A 24505-nucleotide genomic window follows, 5' to 3' on the forward strand; every position below is an offset into this window, starting at 1 on the left:
TAATTCTATTTACCGGGATTTTTATCAACAACTAATCAACAATTATTAAATAACCACTTAACAACATGCGAACATTACTTGTTTTATGCTGTATGCTGATGGCATCAGTGGCGTATTCACAGAATTCCATGACGGTATCCAGTCCTGATGGTAACTTGGAATTAAATGTATCGGTCAACAACGGCAATCCGGTTTATTCAGTTACCTATAACGGGAAAACCATGCTCGAAAACTCTCCACTGGGATTGGTGACCAACGAAGGGGATTTCAGATCCGGGATGCGTTTTGTGGAGTCAACAACCGGTAAGGTTGACAAGGAATATACTCAGCGAAAAATCAAGCAATCGTTTGTTCAATACCAGGCAAATACTTTGAATGTTACCCTGGAAAATGCAGGAGAAAAGCAGATCTCAGTCTTATTCCAGGTAAGCAACAATGACATTGCATTCCGCTATGAATTTCCCGTCTGGGGAGATAGAAGGGCTGCTGTCGTTGAAGAAGAGGCCACGGGTTTCAAGTTTCCTTCTACTGCCATGGCATTCCTTTCGCCAATGATGACTCCAATGACCGGCTTCGCGCGCACTGCTCCCAGCTACGAGAGCGGATATGTTGCCGACGAACCGATGGAAAATACCAACGCTGATTATGGGTATGTTTATCCCGGCCTTTTCCGTGTAGGAGATGCTGGATGGGTACTGCTTTCAGAAACAGGCGTAGGAAGTAATTACAACGCTTCTCATCTAAGCAGCTACAGCAATGGGGGGTACACGGTTGAATATCCCAGTGCTGCACAGAACAATGGCTTTGGAAGTACGGGAGCACAAATTGGCCTGCCGGGTACTACGCCCTGGCGTACCATTACGATTGGAGAGACTCTGAAACCAATTGTTGAAACAACTATTTCATGGGATGTTGTTGATCCGCTTTACGAGCCCTCTCAGTTATATGAATTTGGTCGTGGCACCTGGAGTTGGATTATCTGGCAGGACAACAGCATGAATTATGAGGATCAAGTAACCTACATAGATCTGGCCGCCGCCCTCGATTTTGAATTTATACTGATTGACGCGTGGTGGGATGAAAATATTGGCTATGAAAGGATGGAAGAGCTGGTACGATACGCCCGGTCGAAAGATGTAGGTGTGTTTCTTTGGTATAACTCCAACGGCGTAGTCAATGATGCCCCGCAGACGCCCAGAAATAAGATGCATACCTCCATAGCCCGCAAAAAGGAGATGGAATGGCTGCAGGAAATTGGCGTTGAAGGGATAAAAGTGGATTTCATGGGTGGAGACAAACAGACCACCATGCGCTTGTATGAAAACATTCTTTCGGATGCCAATGATCACGGGTTACAGGTGATCTTTCATGGTACCACGCTTCCCCGCGGCTGGGAACGCATGTATCCCAATTTTGTAGGAAATGAGGCGGTTCTCGCATCAGAAATGCTTGTATTTGTAGAGGACGTTCGCCAAAAAGAGGCATTCTACGCCTCACTGCATCCATTTATCCGTAATTCAGTGGCCAGCATGGAGTTTGGCGGCGTCGTACTTAACGACTATCTGAATAAAGGAAACCAGCGAGGTCAAAAGCGGCAAACCACTGATGCCTTCCAACTGGCCACAGGTGTGCTCTTCCAGAACCCGGTGCAGATGTTTGCCCTGACCCCCAACAACCTGCATGATGTACCAGATTTTGAACTGGATTTCATGCGTAATTTGCCCACCACGTGGGATGAGACGGTATTCCTGGATGGATACCCGGGTAAATACACCGTTCTTGCTCGTCGTCATGGTCAACAGTGGTACATTGCAGGCGTAAACGCTGAAACGTCAGCCAAGGAGTTAACGCTGGAGCTCCCGATGTTAGCTGGTCAAGAAGTAGCTATGTACAATGACGATAGTGATAAAGAGACGTACATGGAGCAAATAGAAGTTCCTGAGGATGGCGAACTCGTGATTACCATTCAGCCGAATGGCGGGTTTGTACTCACGGATTAGTTTTTGAGTAAGTGGGTTTTTAGAAAATCAAAAATATTTATCAGCAATTACACCATAAATTATTATGAAAAAGATCACTTTATTAGCACTCTTTATTTTGGGAATCAGCCAGTTTGTCCATTCACAAGATATAATCCAACAAGCACCAGAGGGTTTTGATGAAGAGCAGGTAAGCATAGAACGCGGAACCGTCGACACAGTAGTCTATAATTCAGAAACAGTCGGTACGGAACGCGAGGCCATTATCTATACCCCGCCAGGATTTACTGAAAGCAAAAAATATCCAGTTTTATATTTGCTGCACGGCATTGGCGGAGATCAATATGCATGGCTCAAAAATGGGAATGCGAATGTGGTGCTAGATAACCTGTACGCTGATGGAAAAATAGAACCGATGATTGTGGTAATGCCAAATGGCCGGGCCATGAAAGATGATCGTGCCACCGGTGATATATTCGCCCCGGATAAAGTGAAAGCTTTTGCCACATTCGAACAAGATTTACTCAATAATCTGGTCCCGTTCATTGAAGAAAAATACCCGGTATATACGGATAGCGAGCATCGGGCACTGGCCGGCCTGTCAATGGGCGGTGGACAATCACTGAATTTTGGGCTCGGAAACCTCAACACTTTTGACTGGGTGGGTGGATTCTCCTCAGCACCGAATACGAGTGAGCCGGAACAGCTGCTATCGGATCCGCAACAAGCAAAAGAAAAATTAAAGGTGCTCTGGATCTCATGTGGCGATGAGGACGGGTTGATGCGGATCAGCAAGCGCACCCACCAATACCTGGAAGAGCATGATGTGCCACATATTTTTTACGTAGAGCCCGGTGGTCATGATTTTGAGGTTTGGAAAAATGACCTTTACATCTTTTCACAGCTGCTGTTCAAACCGGTGGATAGGTCTATCTTCAATAAATGACTAAACGAGCATACCCACTACTCATTATTAGTCAAAGGCTGATAATCAACAAGTATTAAACGTTATGGAAATTAAAAACAACCAAAAGTTAGTTGTTCTGATTCTTTGTGGTTTTATAACCTTTGTAGGTTGTACCAAAACTTCAAACAAGGATCGGCAATCTGCCAAAGTGGATTATAAGTCAAATTGGGAATCCCTAAGCCAGTATAACCCCGAACCGGAATGGTTCCGGGATGCTAAATTTGGGATCTATTTTCACTGGGGGATGTATTCAGTTCCTGCCTACGACAGCGAATGGTATCCCCGGAATATGTATATCAAAGAACATGCGGCCTATAAACATCACGTTGATACTTATGGTTCGCCACTTGAGTTTGAGTACGCTGATTTTGCTCCTGACTTTAAGGCTGAGAAATTTAATGCCGAGGAATGGGCTAAACTCTTCAAGCAGGCTGGTGCGCAATATGCTGGTCCGGTGGCAGAACACCATGATGGCTTTTCTATGTGGGACAGCGAGTACACGGAATGGGACGTAGTAGATAAAGGTCCCAAGCGTGATATTACCGGTGAACTGGCAAAGGCTATTCGTGGAGAGGGAATGAAGTTTGTTACTACCTTTCACCATGCTCGTAATAATCTATGGAAGCCCGAAGGGGAAGGCTGGACGGGGCATTACGAATATGTGAAGAAGGATTTTCCATCCCTCTTGGAGAATGAGGAAAATGCCTTTTTATATGGATATATGTCCCGCGAAAAGTTTTTGGAGCTTTGGAGTAATAAGTTGAAAGAAGTCATTGACAAATATCAGCCGGACCTGATGTGGTTTGATTCTTGGCTGCATGAGATTCCTGACAGTGTCAAGACCGATTACTTAGCGTATTACTTCAATAAGGCTCATGAATGGAATGAAGATGTCGTTGTAACGTATAAACAGGAAGATTTGCCTTCCGATGTAGGAGTAAAGGATTTTGAAAAAGGTAGAGCTGGCGAAAAGCTTGAACAGGCCTTTTTAACTGATGATACGATTAGCAAGGGCAGTTGGTCTTATACCGAAGGATTAACAATAAAGAGCACTTCCGTTGTACTGCATTCCCTGATTGATATTGTAAGTAAAAATGGACAACTGTTGTTGAATATTTCTCCCAAAGCAGATGGTAGTATTCCTGAAAATCAAAAGCAAGTACTTTGGGAAATAGGAGATTGGTTGGACGTGAATGGCGAAGCGATATATGGTACACGCCCTTGGGAGATTTATGGAGAAGGACCTACTAAATTGAAGAAGGGACCCTTCGAAGGTTTTACTGATGCAGGAGAGTATACATGGGAGGATATCCGGTATACCCAAAAAGGAAGTTCAATATATGCCATATTGCTGGGTTGGCCCGGAGCTAATCAGCAGGTAGAACTGAAAGCATTTGCCCGTGATAGTCTTAAGCAGCCGCCGTCAGTTTCTAATATTTCGGTACTCGGTAGTGATGAAGATATAAAATGGAATTTGACTGATGACCAATTGGAAGTGCAGACTCCTTCAAGAATATCTAACCCAAAGGCAGTTGTTTTTAAAGTAACCACTCGAAACGGATCCATATAAGGGTAAGCTATTTAGATTAGTATCGAGCTGGAAGTGGAATTGAAAAAGTTGGAAATAGTTGGTTTTTATAACAGATTTATACTATATGATTATTGCCTCTCTCTTTTAGTTTTGAGTTATTGATAAATCTGAGATGCTGGATGATCTCAAAATTATCGCAAAATTTTTGGAATCGTAACTTGTAACCGCATATAAATCTGAGTTAAATGTCAGAAGCTAAGCAATCGTCAAATAAGTCAGGAGGCCTAAAAGCGCCTCTACTTCCATTTATCCTGATTACTAGTCTCTTTTTTATGTGGGGACTGGCCAACAATCTTACTGATACCTTATTGGCAGCCTTTAAGCGAATTATGAGTCTGTCCGATTTCCAGACCTCCTGGATACAGATTGCTTTTTATGGAGCCTATTTCTGCCTGGCATTACCGGCGGCAGTCTTTATCAAGCGATTTACCTACAAGTCAGGTGTCTTATTGGGGCTCGGGATGTACGTGCTCGGTGCCCTCCTGTTTTACCCTGCCAGCATAGCCATGCAGTACGGGCTTTTTCTGGGAGCGCTTTATGTACTGGCCGGGGGACTTGCGGTGCTGGAAACGTCCTGTAATCCGTACATTATCGCAATGGGTGACCCTTCGACGGGGACCCGAAGGTTAAACCTGGCGCAGTCTTTTAATCCCATCGGTTCCATCTCCGGAGTCATTATCAGTAAGTTCTATATCCTTTCTCAATTGGATATGGCCGGGGCCGAAGAGCGGGCGGCAATGTCTGCCGAACAGCTTCAAACAGTGCAGCAGGCCGAGCTGGATGCGGTTATGGGTCCCTATGTAGGACTTGGGCTTCTGTTATTCTTTCTTTGGATTGTTATCGCCTCGATAAAGATGCCCAAAGCCTCTACCGAATCCACTACGGTTGACTTATGGCCTGCCCTCAAGCGATTGAGTAAAAACAGAAAATATGTAATGGGTGTGGTTGCTCAGTTTTTTTATGTGGGGGCACAGATTTGTGTCTGGTCTTTTACCATTCGGTATGTGATGGATGAGCTGAATGTTGCCGAGTCAGCGGCTTCCAATTATTATATTGCGGCCTTGGTGATATTTACCTTTTTCCGTTTTGTAAACACGTACCTGATGAAATATCTCAAGCCTACTAACTTGCTTATGGGATCGGCCCTCGCGGGGAGCTTTTTTACTTTTATTGTTATTGCGGGAAGTGGTTATGTAGGTGTTATAGCCCTGGTAGCCATTTCCGCCAGTATGTCCCTCATGTTTCCAACCATCTTTGGATTGGCCTCTGAGGGACTGGGCGAAGATACAAAGATCGGTAGTTCTGGACTTATTATGGCAATAGGCGGAGGAGCTGCGCTTCCGGCCCTGCAGGGCTTGCTTTCAGATGCTACCGGGAGCATCCACATTTCTTACTGGATTCCATTGGTTTGTTTCCTGGTGGTTGCATTATATGGTTTGCTCAATAAGAAATATGACTTGAAAGAAACAGCAAGTAAGTAGCCTGAAAAATCAGCCATAATATGTATTGCAAACCTGATTGAGATTAACTTTCTCAATTCACCAATAACTACTAACCATTACTAATAAATGAGTCGTCAATTTAAGCGTTACTGCAAAACAATGGAGCTCGAAGACGATGCCGGGTTAATAGAAAAGTATAAAGAAGTGCATGCAAAGGAGAATGTTTGGCCGGAAATATCCCAGGGGATGAAGGAAGTGGGAATCCTGGATATGGAGATTTATATTTTGGGTAATCGACTGTTCATGATTATGGATACTGTTGTGGATTTTGATCATGAAGAGGCAATGGAAGAACTTGCCGGGAAACCGCGACAACAGGAATGGGAAGCCTATGTTTCTTCCTTTCAGCAGACAGATGAGGATGCTACCGCTGATGAAAAATGGCAGCTGATGGAACGTATCTATAAGCTAGATCAGGAAAATGAGTATGCGCCTGAAGAGGGGCAGATAAAAGAGTGTCCCTAGGAAATCTTGGGTTCAAGTATGGGTCAGTATTTCAGATTTAATCTACAACGTAATTCAATATGATGAGAGCCTTATTCCTGATGGTATTTTCCCTGCTAATGTCGTGGACGATAGCCCCGGCACAAGATACCCTAACCGTCATGTCCTACAATATCTATCACGGAGAACAGGCTTATCAGGCAGGGAAAAGTAATATTCAGGAGGTCGCTGATTTGATTCGGAAAGTGAAGCCCGATTTAGTAGCCCTGCAGGAAGTGGATGAGATGACCGGACGGCTCGCATCGCTAAACGAGGGAGAGCGATTTAGCCTGGTAGATAGCCTGGCGGCACTTACCGGTATGGAAGGGTATTTCGGAAAGGCTATCGATTATGACGGTGGTGGGTATGGAGAGGGATTGTTATCAAAAAAATCATTAACACCACAAACAGTGATGCTACCCATTCCCAAAGGAGGAGAAAAACGGACACTGTTATTTACAGAAACACGTACAAAATCAGGGCAGCCGTTTATTTTTGCGGGAACGCATCTCTGTCATCAATACGAGGAAAATCGCATAGCCCAGGTACGAGCAATTAATAAATACTTTTTGGATACTGAGGTACCGGTTATAATTGGTGGGGATTTCAATTTTACGCCGGATACCCGTACACATAGGCTCATGCAGGATTGGTGGGCCGATACTAGCTTACAGTTCCAGAAAATTCCTAATCTAACCTTTCCTTCTAAAAAACCAGACAGAAGAATTGATTACTTATTTTTATCCAGAAATGCCAATTGGGAAATATTGTATGTTAAAACGATAGATGTAGATTATTCCGATCATTTGCCGGTCGTAGCCAGGGTTGTTGTTCATCCTTGAAACTAAATCAAATTTAATACATTGCATATGATGATGCCCAGTCAAATAAACAAAGTATTTTGCTTAATATTGCTGGGCATAGCCTTGGCTGCTTGCCAGTCGTCTTCCGGAACGGAAGCACCCACCCAGCTTACTATAGAGTATATCACAAATCCCGTGGGTTTGGATGTAGAAGCTCCTCGTTTTTCCTGGATTCTTAACAACAACCAGCGGGGTGCAAGCCAAACCGCCTATCAGATTGCAGTGTCTCAAAATGAAGAGGAGCTTCGTAAAGGGACTGAAACCGTATGGGATACCGGGAAAATATCATCCTCTGAAACGGTAAATATTCAATATGAGGGCAAAGAGCTGGAAAGCAGTGAAACCTACTATTGGAGAGTGCGGACCTGGGACGGAGATGATAGTGCAACCCCATGGAGTGAGATGAACTCTTTTCAGATGGGGCTGTTGGAAACAGATGACTGGCAGGCACAGTGGATTGCTCACCCGGATTCGGCCGTAGTGGCTCCCTTATTGAGAAAAGATTTTGCTATTGATAAGGAGATTGCCTCTGCTACACTATATACAACCGGAGTGGGCTATTATGAGATGTATCTAAACGGAGAAAAAGTAGGTGATCACGTTCTCGATCCGGCGATTACTGATTACAATGATCGGATACTCTATGAAACCTACGAAGTAACCGATCTGCTGAATTCAGGGAACAACGCCCTTGGATTGTGGCTGGGAGAAGGCGCGTGGAGACTCAGGGAGGGCGACGACCGTTGGGCTTGGTACGGAATGAATAATAATTTTGGCAAGCCGATGGGCATAGCCCAGCTTCATATCCGTTTTGACGATGGTTCGGAAACCGTCGTTACGACTGATGAATCCTGGACAGCTGCTCAAAGTCCCATTACGTATAATAGTGTATACGGCGGCGAAGATTATGATGCTCGGTTGGAACAAGAGGGATGGAGTGAGATTAACTTTGATGACTCTTCCTGGCAGAGGGCAGAGATTTTAGCTAACCCTGATATTACCCTCGACTCTCAGCTGATGCCGTCTATACGGGTGACGCAGACTATTGAAGCAGTGAGGCAAACCCAACCGGATTCCAATACTTATCTGTTTGACTTGGGACAAAATATTCCGGGCTGGTGGCGTATGGAAGTCGAAGGTGAGCGGGGAACAGAGCTAAAAATACGGGGGGCAGAAACGCTGAACGATTCCCTGTTTCCAACCCCGTTGAAGCCGGATGATAGCTTGAGTACCGATAAAGCCTATCACCGGGATGTCTGGACTACTTATACCTTAAAAGGAGGGGGAAACGAAAGTTATGAACCGCGCTTTTTCTATACGGGCTTCCGCTATGTTGAGGTGCAGGTAGACCATCCAGACCAGCTGAATTCATTACAAGTGAGCGGACAAGTTGTGCATTCCGATATCCCGCGGAATGGTCGTTTTAGCAGTTCAGATACCTTGCTAAATGATATTTATGAGGCTACGATCTGGTCGCAGCGGGGTAATTTGCACGGTTTCCCCACTGATTGTCCACATCGCGAAAAAGGAGGGTATAACGGCGACGGACAGGTAATTGCGGAAGCTTCGATGCATGATTTTCATATGCAACCCTTTTACCGGAAGTGGATACAGGATATGAGGGATGCTCAGTATGAGAACGGTCGTATTCCGAATACATCACCAACGATGCTCGGAGGAACGGGGGGAGGTATTGCCTGGGGGAGTGCATATATTTTAATCCCGTGGTGGATGCATCAATACTATCATGATACTGAGATATTAATAGAACATTATCCCGCGATGAAACGGTACCTGCAGTATCTGAAAACCCTGGCCTCAGAGGAGGATGAAAACCCGGAGGAAAAATATATTATCAATGAGTTCGGAGGGCATTGGGACTCGCTGGGAGAGTGGGAGGCACCCATCCGAGAACGTAATGGTCCGATTAATCCATTGACGAACACTTATTACTGGTACCTCAATAATATTACATCTGCAAAAATAGCAGGGGTTCTTGGTAAAGAAGAGGATCGCGAAGAATACCTGGCCTTAGCTGATTCGATTAAAGGTGCCTTTAATCAGAAGTTTTTTGATTCTAAAACCAACCTTTATGGCACGGAAGAACCTTATCAGAGCTATTTGCTGTTTGCCTTGGCGGGTGATTTAGTTCCTGCCGGCCACCGACAGGAAGTATTGGATAACCTGATCGAGGATATCATGGTAACCAGAGACGGACACCTGGCAACTGGAATACTAGGGACCAAACACCTTTTTAGTGTTCTTTCGGATGAGGGCCGGGAGGATGTTATCCACCGGATGGTAACCCAAAAAACTTTTCCCAGCTGGGGATACTGGCTCGAAAATGGAGCAACGACGCTCTGGGAGAACTGGGAGGGAGAGAGCTCGCATAATCACCAGATGTTTGGTTCGGTCAACGAGTACTTTTATAAATACCTGGCTGGTATCAGGGCCCCAACTGATGAGGGCACGACTACCGGATACAAGCATATTCAAATCAAACCGTTTATCCCCGCAGACATGGACCATGCCAAAGCTTCTGTGGAGACGATACGGGGAATAATTTCTTCGGAGTGGGAGCGTGCGGATGGAGAACTCTCTCTTAAGGTGACGATTCCACCTAACACCACGGGAATGGTTAGCATACCGGACCTTGGAAATGAAGAGGTGCAGATATCAGAGGGAGATGATCTTGTTTGGGATGCGGGAAATGCTATAAATACAGGGAATGGAATAAAAAACGGAACCAGGAAAGAAGGAACCGTGATCTTCGATATTGAATCCGGCAGTTATAGCTTTACGCTATCTCCGATTAATTAACTATTACTTCAAAAAAAGAAACGATCAGCGAAACCCGTACCCCCCCCTTACTACTACATATGCTCGTAGTAGACTACTCCGAGGTCTTACCCTTACTACTCCGAGCAATTACATGCACTACTCGGAGTGCCTGACCTTACCACTCCGAGTAACTGTAGTAGTAAGGAAAGCAACTGTAGAACATCAGTAGGCATCAATTCTTAGCCTCCTTCTCTTTTTCATTGAGTACCCAGTTGACAAACAAAAATTCCAGGGCAGCTGCTTCAAAGCCTTCCCAACTGGAAATCATTTGTTGAAACTCTTCTTCAGTAGTATTATTCGGATCGTCTCCATAGCTCATAATGATCCACCGTCGGTGACCTTTTTCTTTACCTTTGCTCTTATTGCTGGGAAAGACGGCATCCGTACGGTTGCGAAACAGCATCAGCTGTTGCGCCGAGGTAGGTCCCACGCCCCGCACTTCCTTAATGGCATCATAAAATGTTTGGGGATCGCAATTTTCTAATTCAGACAGATCCTGTTCGCCTGAAAGCAGGTCTTCAGCAAAACCGATAATAAATTCCCCTTTGCGTTTGGTGGGACCCAGTTTCCGGATACTCATAGGATTGGCCTTAACCAGCTGGTGCGGCCGGGGCCAGGCAGGGACATTTTCTCCCTGTGCCGTGACCAGCGAACCGTAGTTCTTGCGTACTTTGTAAACCATCTTCTTGGCTGTAGGCTTGTGGGAAAGCCGCATTTGGATAATGCGATTGATGGTATCTTCAAAGAGGTTGGCGCGGGCCATCCGTTTTAGTCCGTACAGGTCAGTAAGTTTGGGACCCAGAACCGGATCCTCAGCGGCCTTATCGTAGAGCGGACGCAAATCAAGTTCGGTACCAAAGATGCGGCTTAGGCTCTTATTAGCTTCTTCGATTTCGGATTTATCCAGTGCTTCATTACTCTCAAAATGAAATTCCGGCTGCTCCGGATTGCCGTTAAAAAAAGTGGTCACCATTACATCACGATTTCCTACAGGGATGGGACGGCGAAAGCCTTCTTCGAAAACATCTTCGGGGTTGTGCTCGTGATCGAAATACTGGTCAATATCGAGACACAAGAACCAGTCATGGGGTGGTATAGATTTTAGGGTCCAGCTACTCATGGAGATGAATTAGTCATTAGGAATTAACGAGTGCAAGAGTTGATAAATTGATCTGGTTCAAATTCATTGCAGTGATGAAGTAAACCAATTGCTGATTGTTCATTATTTTACGGAAGAGCCTTTAGCAACCCACCAGGAATGAGCTTCTACAACTAATCGTCCGGCTTGCACGGCGGGATCCCCTTCAGCGAGTTCAACGGCTTCTTCAAGGGTTGCTGTACTGTAAACAGAAATACCTGAGATCTCTCCGTTATCACCGGTAGGACCATTAATGTTGAGAACACCCTCTTTAAAGAGCTTACCAAGATATGCTAGGTGTTTTTCCTGAATTTGTTGCCTTTCTTCTTCTGGTTGGTCGCGGTTCGGTCCTTTTTTTAAGAAGACAATGAAATACTTTTGCATCGTGACCTTTTCCCCTTCCCATTCCATTTGAAAGGTTTCGGGTTCCGTTGGCTCTTGTTCTTGGGCATATGTGAGGGAGCATATGGAAATGAGTACAATAGTAAATATCAGATTTTTCATGCTATTGAATAATTAGGTTTACAGGAATAAAAATATAATATACAGTTAGTCGATAAAATGAAATGACGGATTATTACTCTGTTTTAGTCGGTCCCTATCAATTATTTGACGGTATAACTGTTCTACCGTTTTAAGGGTATCAATATCATCGGGACCTAAATCCCACCGGATTTTTTTAAACCGGGGAAGCTTCAGCTTATAGTTAGCTTTGGTTCGTTTATTTACCTGAATGTCATCAAATTTCAGTTCAACCACAATTTCCGGGATGAGTCCCAGGGTGGGACCATATGTCTCTACCGTCAATTCTTCAATCCGTTTATGAAACTGCTGAATTTTGTCATCAGGACAACGGATCTCTGTTTTGCCAATGGGAATAAATTCTTCCTCATAGCGCTCATCTTCTGCTACCCGAATACCGAGCGTAAAATTGGAATAGTTTTTATCCTCGCTTCCGCCTGCGGTATGAGCGTACATAATTACTGTATGCAAGGTACCGGCTGGAGTTTTAAATGTTATCCATGCGATACCAGAATGATTTGGGTTATATTTACTATTTATATCTTTCAGGATAAGTCCCTCGTTGCCGCGAGCCACTGCGCGTTTGGATAACTGATTTACTTCTTCTTCATCCGTAATAGTAAACTGATTGCTAATAGGAAAGTGATATTTTTTAGCGAGAGCTTCCAGCTTTGTTCGCCGTTTTGCAAGTTGCTGATTAATAGTGGGTTGGGGATGGGCATAAAGTATATCACTTGCAATGAAAAGAGCCGGAAACTTATTCTGGATTTCTTCAGAATGGGCCGTATGCTTTAAGCGTTTATGAAGTATTTGGTACGGGTGGATTTCATTTTCTTTGAATACGCAAATTTCACCGTCGAGGACCGTTTCCGGGAGTTCTCGTTTAGCGAAAAACTGTACAATGTCCGGGAAGAAACGGCTGACATCATCTCCATTTTCGGCGTACAGCCTGATCTTATTTCCTCTTATATGCAATTGGGTACGCAAGCCACTAAAGTTTTCTTCAGCCACATATTGGCTAAGGTCATGAGGCAGGTTATCTCTGGACGAAGATGCAAACATAAATGGCAGTGGCTGAAAGAGCGAAAATAGTGCTTCATCCAAAGCATCTTTTTTACAGAGAACCGCTGTCTTACCGATACTTCCGGAGATTGCATGAGCATAGCGAACCTCTTTTGTTTCCTGATCAAAAACATTAGCCAGCACGGTAATCAGTTGCTGTTCGCCAAGGCCAATACCCGGAGTTTTTTGACTGAGGAGGTGAATATAAAATTTAATTTCTATCGGAGTCATTTGGCGCCAGACACTGGCCAGTATTTTCTGCTTTTCCGTGCGTGTAGTATGTTTTGAAAGTTTTTCAAAACTGTCGGAGATGTCCACCAAGCTAAGGTTAGCGGGTACTCTTTTCTCCCGGGCTGTTTCTATGTTCTCCATCAGTTTTTCAATAGCCTCTGCTGCACTTCCAATCGCTTTTTTGCAGGGTTTGAACACTTTTTGATAATCCACTTCGCAAAAACGGGCTGCGCACATAGAGTAAGTTCGGCTGCCTGCTGTGGCTCGTTTTGCGGAGAGTGCAGGCATTGGGCCTTCTCCCAGGAATTGAGCCGCCAGTTTAATATCGGTATCCGAATGCAGCGATCGGAAATAATTGGCGCATATCGCTACTTTGGAAGGCGCATCCGGTGCTTCAGAAATCTGTTGTGCGTTTTCCGCCCATTGTTGAAAAGTGTCAGACATCTTATAGCTCGTATCGTTTATATCTGCTCAGATTAACAGCTGTGATTCAATATTCAGATTATCCAGATAATGTTGTACTACATCGGGATTAGGGGTATGAGTGAGATATACCTTTTTGGGGTTTAGTTTTTTGCACAAGCGAATGAGTTCAAAAAAATCCAGGTGATCAGAAAGTGCTATTCGCTTGTCAGCGGTGACGTATGAACGGTTGGAGGTATGCACGGCCCATCCCGAGCAGTAGGCAATGCGTTTTTTTAAAATGGACGATGCAAAACCATCGTTTATCGCCCCGGTAGTTGTAATTAGAATTTTTCCTTCGCAGGAGTAGGGATCATATATTTCATAGTTTCCCAGATCAAAGCCCGCTTCCTCATATACCCGGCAGAGAGAAAAGGCGGATTCTGTTACTTGGACCAGATGCTTCAGGGGAGCCAGCATTTGCATCACTTCTTGTGCTTTACCCAAATCATAAGCCAGGAATACCGGAGTATAGCCATCGTTCAATGCTTTAGAAACAAACTGTCGTGTCTCTTTGGCCAGGTAGTCATGTGAATCCCACTTGTAGATGGGAAGGCCGAAAGTAGCTTCAGTAATAAAGTAATCGATCGCTTTGTCAGGAAGTATAAATCCTTCCGAAGCCGGAGAAGGAGGTGTGCGGTAGTCGCCCGTATAGAGCACATTTCCTTGATCAGATTCCACAAAAACCATAGCCGAACCCAAAATATGTCCGGCGGGATAAAAGGTGATCCGGGCATACTCCGTTTCCAGCGGTTGTTCAAATTCGAGCGTTTCGGACGTACCTTTAAACCCGCGTTTTAGTATCAGCTTGCGGGTATTGGGTGTACAGTAAATGTGGGATCTGCTGCCGCGTGGCATGTGGTCGGCATGCGCATGCGAAATAAAGGTGTAATTGGAGTGGCTGCCACTGTAGTCGAATCCGATATCCAGATCCGGCAACAGGATGCCCTGATAACCCGGAGTGGTAATATTCATTACTTTTTAAATGGCTCGTTCAACAACTGAGTATGCTAACAGAAGTATAGCAAATCCCACTGACACCATTATGGCACCACTCTTGCGGATGGAAGAAACCAGTTGCTCCTGCTTGTTTTGGATGAGCGTGCGGCTTTGGTCCCAGCGGACAAGTTGAACTCCTGTAATATACATAAGTAATAAACTCCATATACAGAACAGAAGTTCAATCCAGGAAAAAGGGAGGAAAGCGAGAATAAGTCCCGGGAGGGTAAAAAGAGTCAGATATTTTAGGATGCGAATGAGCAGAACAGGAGGTTTCTTATTCTCGGCAACGCGAAGCAACCATTTTTTGATAACTGTAGGACGAAATGTTAGATAGCATCCACCGCTTATAAATAGTAATCCCAGGATGGCATAATAAATCAGAAACCATTTGGTGGAAAAGGGCATGGTCTGTCGTTATTTATCTTGTGATGTTGGCTGCTTTTGTTCCAGTTCTTCTGGTACAATTTCTTCCTCCTGCGGATAAAGAATAGAAGCTACAATTGAAATTGTAAGCGTGAGAGCGATAAAAGCCAGGGCATAGGGGGTGGGAATATGAAAGAACTCCTCCGTCAGCATCTTTATACCCACAAAGACGAGGATAAGAGAGAGTCCGTAGTGCAAATAATGGAACAGCCTCATAATACCCGATACGGCAAAATAGAGGGCCCGTAACCCAAGGATAGCAAAGGCATTTGAACTGTACACAATGAATTCGTCGCGGGTAATCGCTAAAATTGCTGGAATAGAATCGATGGCAAAAACGAGGTCGGTGGTCTCGATGACGATCAAAACAATGAATAGAGGTGTCGCATAGAGCTTGCCCATTTTCCGAATGAAAAAGCGGGAACCATGATACCCTTTGGTTGTGGGAACGAATTTACGGAATAACTTCAGCACCGGATTACGTTCGGGATGGACTTCCTTATCCTTGTCAAGGGCCAGCTTAATACCCGTAAACACCAGGAAGCCACCAAATATGTAGATAATCCAGTGGAAGCGTTCGATGAGTGCAACCCCGGCAAAGATGAAGAAAAATCGCATGACAAGAGCTCCGAAAATCCCCCAGAAGAGTACCTTGTGCTGATATTTTGCGGGCACATTGAAATAGGAGAAGACCAGCAGGAAAACAAAGATATTGTCAACGCTCAGGGATTTCTCGATAAGATAGCCGGTATAGTAGTCGAGGGCAGTTTGAGAACCCATGTAGTAGTACACACCAACACCGAAGACAAGGGCTAATGCAATCCAAACGCCCGTCCAGATGAGCGCCTCTCTGATACTTTCTTCGGTGTCTTTTTTATGAAAGACCGCCAAGTCTATTATCAGCATTATGATAATAAAGACATTAAATACGGCCCAGAGCAGTAGCGAGTGTTCCACTAATATATTTTACATTCTCGTTTAAAAATAAGCCTCAAAATTAGGGAACCTGTGACAGAAATACTAAATGTTTTGTCAGGATATAAACGGATGAGTAAAAGAGAGAGATTTCTAATTATATCGATTGATTTATTCTACCAGCAATCCCTCTTGTTCCCCCTTGAGCTCATCTGGAACGGCGTCCATAATTTCCTGCTTAAAAGCTTTGATAATATTTTGTTTCAGATACTCCCGCCCGTATACCATACGTACCTTTCGGCGTGGCACCGGATCTTTGAAATGACGGATATATGCGTTGGTACACTGCCTGTCAATTTGGTTTTGTGCCAGGTAGGGTAATAACGTCATACCAAAATTTTGTTCTACCAGCTGTTTTAGAGTCTCAAGGTTTCCACTCTCAAATTCAATATCCGGATTATCAAGCTTGTTTTTTCTGAACTTCTTGCAGAGCTTTACCGTTTGGTCCCGGAAACAGTGTCCTTCGTTCAGCAACCAGATATTGGCAACTTCGAGGTCCTCTACCGTTAAAAACTTTTTTTCGGCCAAGGGATGGCTTTGAGCTACATAACCTATAAAAGGTTCATAGTATAGTTCTTCTTCAAAGATATGTCCCCGGTCAGCCGGAGTAGCAATGATACCGATATCAAGATAGTCGTCATCTAGTAAGCCCAGCAATTCATCTGTAACAACCTCTTCAATAATAAGCTGTACATCCGGATAGTGATCTCTGAAATTACGCAGGAAGAGTGGTAATAGGTAGGGCGCTACGGTTGGGATAATTCCAATCCTGAAAGTTCCGCGCAAATGGTCGTCTGAGAGAGAAGCTATATCCTCAATATGCTTAGACTGCTTTAGGATTATTTGGGCCTGTTCTATAATTTTCTCTCCAATTTCAGTAGGAATTACCGGAGATTTCGAACGATCAAAGATCGTAATGCCCAACTCATCTTCAAGCTTGTGAATCTGCATACTAAGGGTGGGTTGGGTAACGTACGATTTTTCTGCTGCCGTAGCGAAATGTCGGTAACGGTCAACGGCTACTATATAAGAAAGTTGCGTAAGTGTCATGCTAAAAGAGGGTCTATTCAGTCTAAATAATACATTGATTTAACCGAATTATACAAACTTTAGAATTATAAATCGTTGAAAGTTAGATATTTCCTTCCAATTTGGTACATTTGGGCGCTAAAGGGATATAGAATAGAACTGTTTTACCCAAATTAAAAGAGAAAACAGGAGTAAATTTATATGCAACAAGCGCACGTATTCATTGAAGGAAGAGTTCAAGGAGTAGGATTTCGTCATTTTACCAAGGTTAATGCTGAAGAGGTAGGCGTCTATGGGTGGGTTAAAAACCTGCCTGACGGACGAGTAGAAGCGGTCTTTGCGGGACCGATGGATCATATCCGGGAAATGGTAAACCGCTGTGAACAGGGACCCGGTTCCAGCCGCGTCGACGATATAGATGTGGAGGTGGAAGAGGCTGACGAGGAATATGATACTTTTGAGATCCGTTATCACTGATGCGTTTATTTATAGCTGCTCCACTGCCCGAAGAGGTCCGGGAAAAGGTATCGGGATTGTATCAGCCAATGGATGGATTGCGATGGCAGCCGCAAAGCCAGTTCCATATCACCCTCAAATTTTTAGGAAAAACTGATCGCGAACAGCTACCTGAACTCATCCGGAGATTAAATAACACCAGTTACTCCGCTTTTCAGATAACGATCAGCGGATTTGGCATTTTCCCGGAAAAAGGACGACCCAAGATACTTTGGATAGGCATTGCCAGCCCGGGACTGCTGAAGGATCTCCAGAAAAAGATCGAGCAACAATGTGTTGAAATGGGATTTAAAGCGGAAGATCGACCTTTTGTACCCCATATAACATTAGCCCGCATCAAAGGGACCTCCAAGCGTGATGTGATGTCTTTTGTAAATCAACATAAGAAGGTGCGATTTCCAGAGGTGCCCGTTAATAAGTTTGTTTTATATGAAAGCAAGCTGCATCCGGATGGGGCTGTTCACGAGAAAGTAGAAGAGTTTCCACTTAGTGCGGACTAATACATTTATCAGTCTCAATTCATTTTCCTAATCAATGAAGCATTTATAGATCGCTGTCAGCTGCTTTTGGTCCGCTCCCAGATAATAGAGGAAAAGAATCAGGCTGAAAACCAACTGCAGTTTTATGATACCGTTTCGCTGGTATTTTTGGGCGGAAGTTGTTACGGAGTTGTCAAGTATTATAAAAGAAGAATGTTTCTTGATACGTCGTGTGATTTCTTGGTCTTCCATCACGATATAGTCTTCCCTGAAGCCTCCGATTTGGTCAAATATCGTTCGATTGATAAATAGACTTTGATCTCCGAAGCGGAACAAGTCAATATCGAAGCGGGTAAACCATGCATAAAATCGCAACAGGGGATGGTTATGGTCAAAGGTGAGCTGGAAACAACCGGACTCGTAACCGTTTTCTTGAGCCTTTTTTATAGAGGTGTCGAAATGAGAAGGGGGATGTGTGTCGGCGTGTAAAAAATAGAGTATGTCTCCCCGGGCTTGCTTTGCTCCATGATTCATTTGGGCTGCCCGGCCTTTTTTGGGGCTTTTAAGCGTTCTGACATTCATCGCTTCTGCTTGCTGCACAGTACCATCGGTGCTTCCTCCATCTGCCACAATAATTTCGGTCAGTTGCTTGTCACTGGCTCTACGCACTTTCTCTATAGTCTCTGAGATAGTATCAGCTTCATTGTAAGTAGGAATAATAACGCTGATGCTCATAGTTCATGGGAGAGTTTTGAAGCCTTGAGGTCTTCCAGTGTATCGATATCATTGAGCATTGGCAACAGTGAATAGGATATATCCATTTCGCGGAGCTGTTCAATGGTCTTTTCAAAGACCGAAGGGGTGCTCCATGACTTGTTTGTAAAAACTTCAGGATAGTATTCCGACATTCCCAGCAGGTAATACCCACCGTCCCGGGCAGGACCAATAACAACGCGATGGTTATCCAGTGCCCGGAAGGCCTGTCGGATAATATCAGTGGTAAGGGCGCTGCAGTCGCTTCCGATGATCACCGCTTTTTCAAATGACTCATCAAATGCCTTTTGGAATGCATGCTGCATTCGCTTGCCCAAGTCTCTGCCTTTTTGAAGTCGTTTGTCATAAATATCACCGGGCCAAATATCATTACGGCTAATAAATGAAGAATACCAAAGCTGTTTGGTAACCTGCAGTGGATCCGTAACCGATTTTGTAAGTCTAAGCAATTCTTTATAGACCGAAAGGGCCTGTTCTTCGCCAATAGTTCGGGCCAGACGTGTTTTTACCTTTCCCAATTTCGGGTTTTTGGTAAAAACCATAAGTACCTGCCCCTCTCCGTTAATATTTGTATTTCCATTGTCCATTGAAATAAGGTCCTGCTTTTAGGTTGTTGCGCCTCCACAGCTGCTCCCGGCACCTGCTGTACAGCCAAAACAGTGCTGATTTATCCTTATCTCACGGCTGTTGAGTTCAGATTCATTCCACTCGCTAATGTGTCTTGGTGCATCCTCTTCCACCGGCATCTCTAACATCTGGTTAAAATCACAATCGTAAAGGGTTCCATCCCATCCCACTGATATTGTATTGCGGCACATGACCCCTTTGGCCGCTGCGGGATTAAAAGAGGTAATAAGCTTATCCATATATTCATCCAGATTTCCGGATTCCAATAGAAAGTTAAGATAACGGCTGATCGGGAGGTTGGTAATGGTGAACAAGTTGTTAAAGGTGATGTCGTGTTTGCGGGCAAGCTGTCGCTTGAATTCATTTTCAAGCCCCTCCTGTCCGCCGGGCAGAAATGCTCCTGCTGGATTGTACACCAGGTTCAGTTCCAGTTCTGTTTCCTCCTTGCCATATCCAATGTCGTTGAGCTTTTTTAGAGCTTTGATGGAACGGTCGTAGGTTCCTTCGCCCCGCTGGCGATCAGTTCGCGATTTGTTATAAAAAGGGAGTGAACAAGTGACTTCCACCTGGTGCTCGGCAAAAAACTCCGGCAGGGCCTGGTACTTCGGAGCTGTTGTGAGAATTGTCAGGTTGGATCTGACAATAACATCTTTACCAAGCTCAGAAACTTCCTCGAGGAACCAACGAAAATGGGGATTCATCTCCGGTGCGCCTCCCGTTAAGTCAACCGTGGATATATCGGAGTGCCGAAGTGCTTCCAGGCAGTGCTGTAAAGTTTCCTTGCTCATAACTTCGGTCCGATCCGGACCCGCATCCACGTGACAGTGTTTGCAGGTCATGTTACACATATATCCCAGATTGACTTGAAAGATCTCAATACCTGTTGGACGGAGCGGAAAGAGGTTAATATCTTTTAGCTTTTCCTCAAATTTTGGCTGTTGACGCAAAGATTCCGAATGGTTATTAAGAACGTGCAGCTGGTAAGCCGGATCGGAGAGATTGTGATTAAGCGTTTTAAGGGATTTGATCATAACGGGTGTATCTTCTTGAAAACTCTATACTCACTTACAGGTGCTTTGGGCAGTAGGAGCAGGTAAATACAAGTTACATGCTCAGATCTTTTGTTTTGTTCATCATCTGTACTCCGTGCACGAGAGAGGAGCCGCCGCGGATAGCAGAAGCTACATGTACGGCCTCCATCATTTGTTCTTCGCTGGCCCCCTTTTCAAGACTTTCTGAAGTATAGGCATCAATGCAATACGGACACTGCACCGTATGCGATACGGCCAATGCAATTAATGCTTTTTCCCGGGCACTCAGGGCTCCTTCTTCGAATACAGCCCCATAGTAATCGAAGAATTTCTCGGCCAGTTCGGGACCAAATTCTCCAACGTCTTCAAACTTTTTTAAATCCTTAGGATTGTAATAGGTATCACTCATAGTAATAAGTATAGATTGCTATTTGAATTAAGTGTTATGTGGGTGGCATCTGTAAATAAACAACAATGAGACACTATGCCAACCGGGCCATACTTTATTTTTTCAATGGACGAAACAGAGCGGTATGATCTTACGTATTATTTTAGACCTAAATGAAATAAAGTGGGTTCGGATTTAAGAAGATATCTTCTTGCTACATTGGAAATATAGCACCTCACTATGTTTTTTATCGGCTAATTCAGTCATATACTTTATTGGTAAGAAATAAAGGAATTGTACTGTCTGTTTGAGTAAAATGGCTATAGGATATATTAATAATTTTTTAAAATTTTGATTATGAAATATATTATACCGGCAACGACAAAAAAAGAGCGGGCAAACAATGATGGAATTAAAGGCAGTAAATCAGTGGCTGATGAATTTGTCAGCCAATTACAGCGTGGATCCCTATATATTCGCGATTATTTATTTGGGCGCTATTCCGTTTTTTATGGTTTCTTTGATATGGGCGATTCGCAATAAAAAACTTAAAAAGCCTGTTACTATTCCGATTATTTCGACCGCCTTTTGGCTGTGTTCTTCTTATTTATATTTGTTTATTGCTGGAGATAACCTACCGACTTGGGTTTATATTGTCGTTTTTATACTGCTTGGTTATGGAAGCTATGGAATCTATAGAAAATTGCGTTCCAATCACAGTAAGAGGCAATAATGGTATATGAGTATGATCTTATTGTTATAGGGGGAGGCGCTGCGGGGCTTACCGCAGCAGGTATGGGTGCAAACTTTGGAGCTAAAACATTAATGATCGAAGCAGATAAGCTGGGAGGAGATTGTACCTGGCATGGCTGTATTCCCAGTAAGACACTGCTCCATGTCTCAAAAGTATCCCAAACACTAACTGAGGCAGAAAAATATGGATTTCAGTCAGGCGGGGTGATTGACTTTTCAACTGTAATGGAACATATCCGAAATACACGTCAGGAGGTTTATGAAGAAGCGGACGATCCTGAAATATACCGGAATATGGGTGTGGAGGTTAAATTCGGTCGCGCATCTTTTGTAGACAGCCATTCCGTGATTATTAAAACCCAAAAAGGAGAGGAGGAAATATCGGCACGCTATATTATTATTGCGACCGGGAGCAAACCGATGGTACCCCCCATCCCGGGACTTGATGATATTTCATACCTTACCAATGAAACCATTTTTGAACTCGAAGAACAGCCTGAAAGCCTGGGTATTATTGGGGCAGGACCTATTGGCATTGAGATGGCGCAGGCGTTTCAACGTCTGGGCACGCAGGTTACGGTCTTCGATCGCTTGTCTCGTATTCTCTCTAAAGATGATAAGGAATTGGCTGAAATGCTTCAGGAACGGTTGGAAAAAGAAGACATTGATTTTAAGCTTTCCGCGAGTGTAAATAGGCTATCTGAAATTCCGTGCGGAAATATTAAAGTTGAAACAGAAATTAATGGAAAATCTTCAACTTGGGAGGGGAGCGAAATACTTGTTGCTACCGGACGTACTGCCAACTATGAGAGGCTGCAACTAGAAAATGCGGGAATTCATTATCAAAAAAACGGCATCACTGTTGACGACCGGTGTCGGACGAATAAAAAGCATATCTATGCAGTGGGGGATGTCACTGGGCGATATCAGTTTACCCACATGTCGGAGCATATGGCCAAAGTAGCAGCTACCAACGCCCTGCTAAAAATACCAATGAAAATTGATGAAAATCATGTGCCGTGGAGTACCTTTACCGATCCCGAACTGGCGCATGTAGGAGCAACAGAAAAAGAACTTCAGGAAAATGGCACTTCCTACAAAACGTATCGTTTTCCCTATGATAAAATAGATCGCGCCATTACCGAGGGGGCGACAGAGGGATTAATAAAGATCTTTGCAAAAAAGATGACCGGGAAAATATTGGGTGCTACGATTTATGGAAAGCAAGCCGGTGACCTGATCGGAGAGTATGCCCTGGCCATGCGCAATGGGGTTACACTTAGGAATATGGCGGATACTATTTATCCATATCCCACATACGGGCTTGGAGCCCGGCGCGCAGCCGACCAGTGGTACATCCAAAGCCAGTCCACCTGGATGGTGAAGCTGATCAAGTGGTTGTTTGGCTATAGAGGAACCGTGCCGGACTTAAGTGATGAGGACCGAATTATTTAGGCAGATAGGCTTGGAAAAGGAGTAAATGCAGACAAATAGGATCATAGCAGGAACAGACTCAGGATAAATACCACTGTGATACCTGTTACCCCAGCCACGGCCGATCCCAATGTCTGAAGCCGGTATGCCTGGGTGACATCCATTCCCGAAAATTGGCTGACCACCCAGAAATAACTGTCGTTGGCGTGTGAAACCGTCATTGCACCCGCACCAATAGCGAGGGTAACGAGGGCTGGGGCCAGTCCCTCTGCCAGTCCGATAGCGGGAAGCATGGGCACAATGATAGAGGCTGTAGTAATAATGGACACCGTCGAAGAACCCTGTGCTGTTTTGAGGGCAGCGGCGATAATAAAGGGAAGGAGTATGCCAAGGTTCCACGCCGCCAGGCTTTCTCCTAAAAAACTGCCGATATCAGTAGCCCGCAATACATTGCCGAATGCTCCGCCAGCCCCCGTAATCAAAATGATTACGCCCGCACTTTTGAGGCCTTTTCCGACCCAGTCGCCGTAAACTTCGGGTCCCCGTTTGGGAACGGTTCCAAAAGCCAAAAGTACCCCAATGATAAGTGCTGTATTGGGATCTCCCAGAAAGAGAATGGCTGCAGTTATCCATCCATCACCAAAAGGTTCGGCTGGCAGATCGGCAATAGAACCGAAGGCGATCAGCAACATTGGAATTAATATGGGTAGCAGCGCAGCTGTAGTGCCGGGTAGATTGGCATCGTCGACAGTTTTGTGGAAAGAACTCATATTTTCCTTATCTGCCGTAGGCATGTCATCGGGATCGATATAAATACGGTTTCCCATGGTAAAGGCAAAGAGGTAGGTCACGAAGATAACGGGAATAGTGACGGTGATTCCCAGTAGGATGACGGTCCCAATATCGGCATTAAGCGTACCCGCAGCGGCAATGGGACCAGGCGTGGGAGGAACGAAGACGTGCGTGGCATAAAGCCCCATACTCAGGGCCACGGCATAAAGCGCCAGTGACTGCTTGGTTTTGGAAGCCAGAGAGCGGTTCAGTGAGGAAAGAATGACAAATCCAGAGTCGCAGTAGACCGGTATCGAGACGATAGCCCCGGTAATACTCATGGCCAGTGCCGAGCGCGCTTTCCCAAGCCAGCCGATAATGAGATTCGCAATAACGATGGTCCCCCCGCTTTTCTCCAACAGCGAGCCAATAATAGTTCCGGCTGCAATCACAATGCCGATAGAGCCGAGCGTACCTCCAAAGCCCTCGGTAATCGCGGTTATGGTTTCATCCGCAGGCAGGCCTGAAAGAAGTCCAACCCCAAAACAGGCCAGCAGCAGAGCCAGAAATGGATGCAGCTTTACCTTAGCAGTACTGTAAACGATAAACAGGATGGCGGCAATCAGCAGTCCTATTAACAGATACCCTTGCACAATAATCCC

Annotated in this window: 23 protein-coding genes; 11 read left to right on the forward strand and 12 right to left on the reverse strand. The window is 44.7% G+C overall.

Annotated features, from left to right (window positions below; all coding sequences use genetic code 11):
* Positions 1-65: 65 nt before the first annotated feature.
* From ABEB05_RS10415 to ABEB05_RS10445, 7 genes are all read left to right on the forward strand, one after another.
* Positions 66-2000 carry a glycoside hydrolase family 97 protein gene (locus ABEB05_RS10415; RefSeq protein WP_265789891.1) on the forward strand — a complete coding sequence of 645 codons (1935 nt, stop codon included), beginning with the start codon at positions 66-68 and terminating at the stop codon, positions 1998-2000.
* 64 nt (positions 2001-2064) lie between these two features.
* Positions 2065-2925 carry an alpha/beta hydrolase gene (locus ABEB05_RS10420; RefSeq protein WP_265789893.1) on the forward strand — a complete coding sequence of 287 codons (861 nt, stop codon included), beginning with the start codon at positions 2065-2067 and terminating at the stop codon, positions 2923-2925.
* Between the two features lie 64 nt (positions 2926-2989).
* Positions 2990-4516 (forward strand): alpha-L-fucosidase, encoded by a 1527-nt coding sequence (locus ABEB05_RS10425; protein ID WP_265789894.1) that lies wholly within the window; start codon positions 2990-2992, stop codon positions 4514-4516.
* 206 nt (positions 4517-4722) lie between these two features.
* Complete coding sequence (gene fucP / locus ABEB05_RS10430; RefSeq protein WP_265789895.1) at positions 4723-6018, forward strand: L-fucose:H+ symporter permease; 1296 nt, start codon at positions 4723-4725, stop codon at positions 6016-6018.
* Positions 6019-6105: 87 nt separating this feature from the next.
* Positions 6106-6504 carry an L-rhamnose mutarotase gene (locus ABEB05_RS10435; protein ID WP_265789897.1) on the forward strand — a complete coding sequence of 133 codons (399 nt, stop codon included), beginning with the start codon at positions 6106-6108 and terminating at the stop codon, positions 6502-6504.
* A 59-nt stretch (positions 6505-6563) separates the two neighbouring features.
* Entirely contained in the window at positions 6564-7364 is an 801-nt protein-coding gene (locus ABEB05_RS10440) for an endonuclease/exonuclease/phosphatase family protein (RefSeq protein ID WP_265789899.1), read from the forward strand.
* Positions 7365-7391: 27 nt separating this feature from the next.
* Complete coding sequence (locus ABEB05_RS10445; RefSeq protein ID WP_345694272.1) at positions 7392-10205, forward strand: family 78 glycoside hydrolase catalytic domain; 2814 nt, start codon at positions 7392-7394, stop codon at positions 10203-10205.
* A gap of 193 nt (positions 10206-10398) precedes the next feature.
* On the opposite strand, the gene ABEB05_RS10450 is transcribed toward ABEB05_RS10445, so the two are convergent.
* The 7 genes from ABEB05_RS10450 to ABEB05_RS10480 all read right to left on the reverse strand — a co-directional run bounded on the left by ABEB05_RS10450 (position 10399) and on the right by ABEB05_RS10480 (position 17091).
* Entirely contained in the window at positions 10399-11346 is a 948-nt protein-coding gene (locus ABEB05_RS10450) for a DNA-3-methyladenine glycosylase family protein (RefSeq protein WP_265789903.1), read from the reverse strand.
* 102 nt (positions 11347-11448) lie between these two features.
* Complete coding sequence (locus tag ABEB05_RS10455) at positions 11449-11868, reverse strand: YciI family protein (protein ID WP_265789905.1); 420 nt, start codon at positions 11866-11868, stop codon at positions 11449-11451.
* 45 nt (positions 11869-11913) lie between these two features.
* Entirely contained in the window at positions 11914-13623 is a 1710-nt protein-coding gene (locus ABEB05_RS10460) for an ATP-dependent DNA ligase (protein WP_265789907.1), read from the reverse strand.
* Positions 13624-13650: 27 nt separating this feature from the next.
* Positions 13651-14616: an MBL fold metallo-hydrolase gene (locus ABEB05_RS10465; RefSeq protein WP_265789909.1), complete on the reverse strand. Its 966-nt coding sequence runs from the start codon at positions 14614-14616 to the stop codon at positions 13651-13653.
* Positions 14617-14622: 6 nt separating this feature from the next.
* The gene (locus ABEB05_RS10470; protein ID WP_265789911.1) at positions 14623-15048 is read right to left on the reverse strand and encodes a hypothetical protein; all 426 of its coding nucleotides are present in this window, start codon (positions 15046-15048) and stop codon (positions 14623-14625) included.
* Positions 15049-15057: 9 nt separating this feature from the next.
* Positions 15058-16023 carry a TerC family protein gene (locus ABEB05_RS10475; RefSeq protein WP_265789913.1) on the reverse strand — a complete coding sequence of 322 codons (966 nt, stop codon included), beginning with the start codon at positions 16021-16023 and terminating at the stop codon, positions 15058-15060.
* Between the two features lie 129 nt (positions 16024-16152).
* Positions 16153-17091 carry a hydrogen peroxide-inducible genes activator gene (locus ABEB05_RS10480; RefSeq protein ID WP_265789915.1) on the reverse strand — a complete coding sequence of 313 codons (939 nt, stop codon included), beginning with the start codon at positions 17089-17091 and terminating at the stop codon, positions 16153-16155.
* Positions 17092-17271: 180 nt separating this feature from the next.
* On the opposite strand from ABEB05_RS10480, the gene ABEB05_RS10485 reads away from it, so the two are divergent.
* Together ABEB05_RS10485 and thpR are read left to right on the forward strand one after the other, a co-directional pair.
* Positions 17272-17547 carry an acylphosphatase gene (locus ABEB05_RS10485; RefSeq protein ID WP_265789916.1) on the forward strand — a complete coding sequence of 92 codons (276 nt, stop codon included), beginning with the start codon at positions 17272-17274 and terminating at the stop codon, positions 17545-17547.
* Positions 17547-18086, forward strand: coding sequence for an RNA 2',3'-cyclic phosphodiesterase (thpR, locus tag ABEB05_RS10490; RefSeq protein ID WP_265789918.1), 540 nt, complete (start codon positions 17547-17549; stop codon positions 18084-18086). Before ABEB05_RS10485 ends, thpR begins: the two co-directional genes overlap by 1 nt.
* Before the next feature lie 27 nt (positions 18087-18113).
* Here the strand turns inward: thpR and ABEB05_RS10495 are convergent, their stop codons facing one another.
* The 4 genes from ABEB05_RS10495 to ABEB05_RS10510 all read right to left on the reverse strand — a co-directional run bounded on the left by ABEB05_RS10495 (position 18114) and on the right by ABEB05_RS10510 (position 20906).
* A complete protein-coding gene (locus tag ABEB05_RS10495; protein ID WP_265789920.1) occupies positions 18114-18800 on the reverse strand; it encodes a TIGR04283 family arsenosugar biosynthesis glycosyltransferase in 687 nt (228 codons plus the stop codon).
* Positions 18797-19426 (reverse strand): TIGR04282 family arsenosugar biosynthesis glycosyltransferase, encoded by a 630-nt coding sequence (locus ABEB05_RS10500; protein ID WP_265789922.1) that lies wholly within the window; start codon positions 19424-19426, stop codon positions 18797-18799. Before ABEB05_RS10500 ends, ABEB05_RS10495 begins: the two co-directional genes overlap by 4 nt.
* Before the next feature lie 18 nt (positions 19427-19444).
* Positions 19445-20494, reverse strand: a complete 1050-nt coding sequence (gene arsS / locus ABEB05_RS10505) for an arsenosugar biosynthesis radical SAM (seleno)protein ArsS (protein ID WP_345694284.1) — start codon at positions 20492-20494, stop codon at positions 19445-19447.
* 76 nt (positions 20495-20570) lie between these two features.
* Positions 20571-20906 carry an arsenosugar biosynthesis-associated peroxidase-like protein gene (locus ABEB05_RS10510; RefSeq protein WP_265789926.1) on the reverse strand — a complete coding sequence of 112 codons (336 nt, stop codon included), beginning with the start codon at positions 20904-20906 and terminating at the stop codon, positions 20571-20573.
* Between the two features lie 336 nt (positions 20907-21242).
* On the opposite strand from ABEB05_RS10510, the gene ABEB05_RS10515 reads away from it, so the two are divergent.
* Positions 21243-21428, forward strand: a complete 186-nt coding sequence (locus tag ABEB05_RS10515; protein WP_265789928.1) for a hypothetical protein — start codon at positions 21243-21245, stop codon at positions 21426-21428.
* Positions 21429-21617: 189 nt separating this feature from the next.
* The gene (locus ABEB05_RS10520; protein ID WP_265789930.1) at positions 21618-23093 is read left to right on the forward strand and encodes a dihydrolipoyl dehydrogenase family protein; all 1476 of its coding nucleotides are present in this window, start codon (positions 21618-21620) and stop codon (positions 23091-23093) included.
* 41 nt (positions 23094-23134) lie between these two features.
* On the opposite strand, the gene ABEB05_RS10525 is transcribed toward ABEB05_RS10520, so the two are convergent.
* The gene (locus ABEB05_RS10525) at positions 23135-24496 is read right to left on the reverse strand and encodes a GntP family permease (RefSeq protein WP_265789932.1); all 1362 of its coding nucleotides are present in this window, start codon (positions 24494-24496) and stop codon (positions 23135-23137) included.
* Positions 24497-24505: the final 9 nt, after the last annotated feature.

This window comes from Fodinibius salicampi, from assembly GCF_039545095.1.
Lineage (GTDB): Bacteria > Bacteroidota > Rhodothermia > Balneolales > Balneolaceae > Fodinibius > Fodinibius salicampi.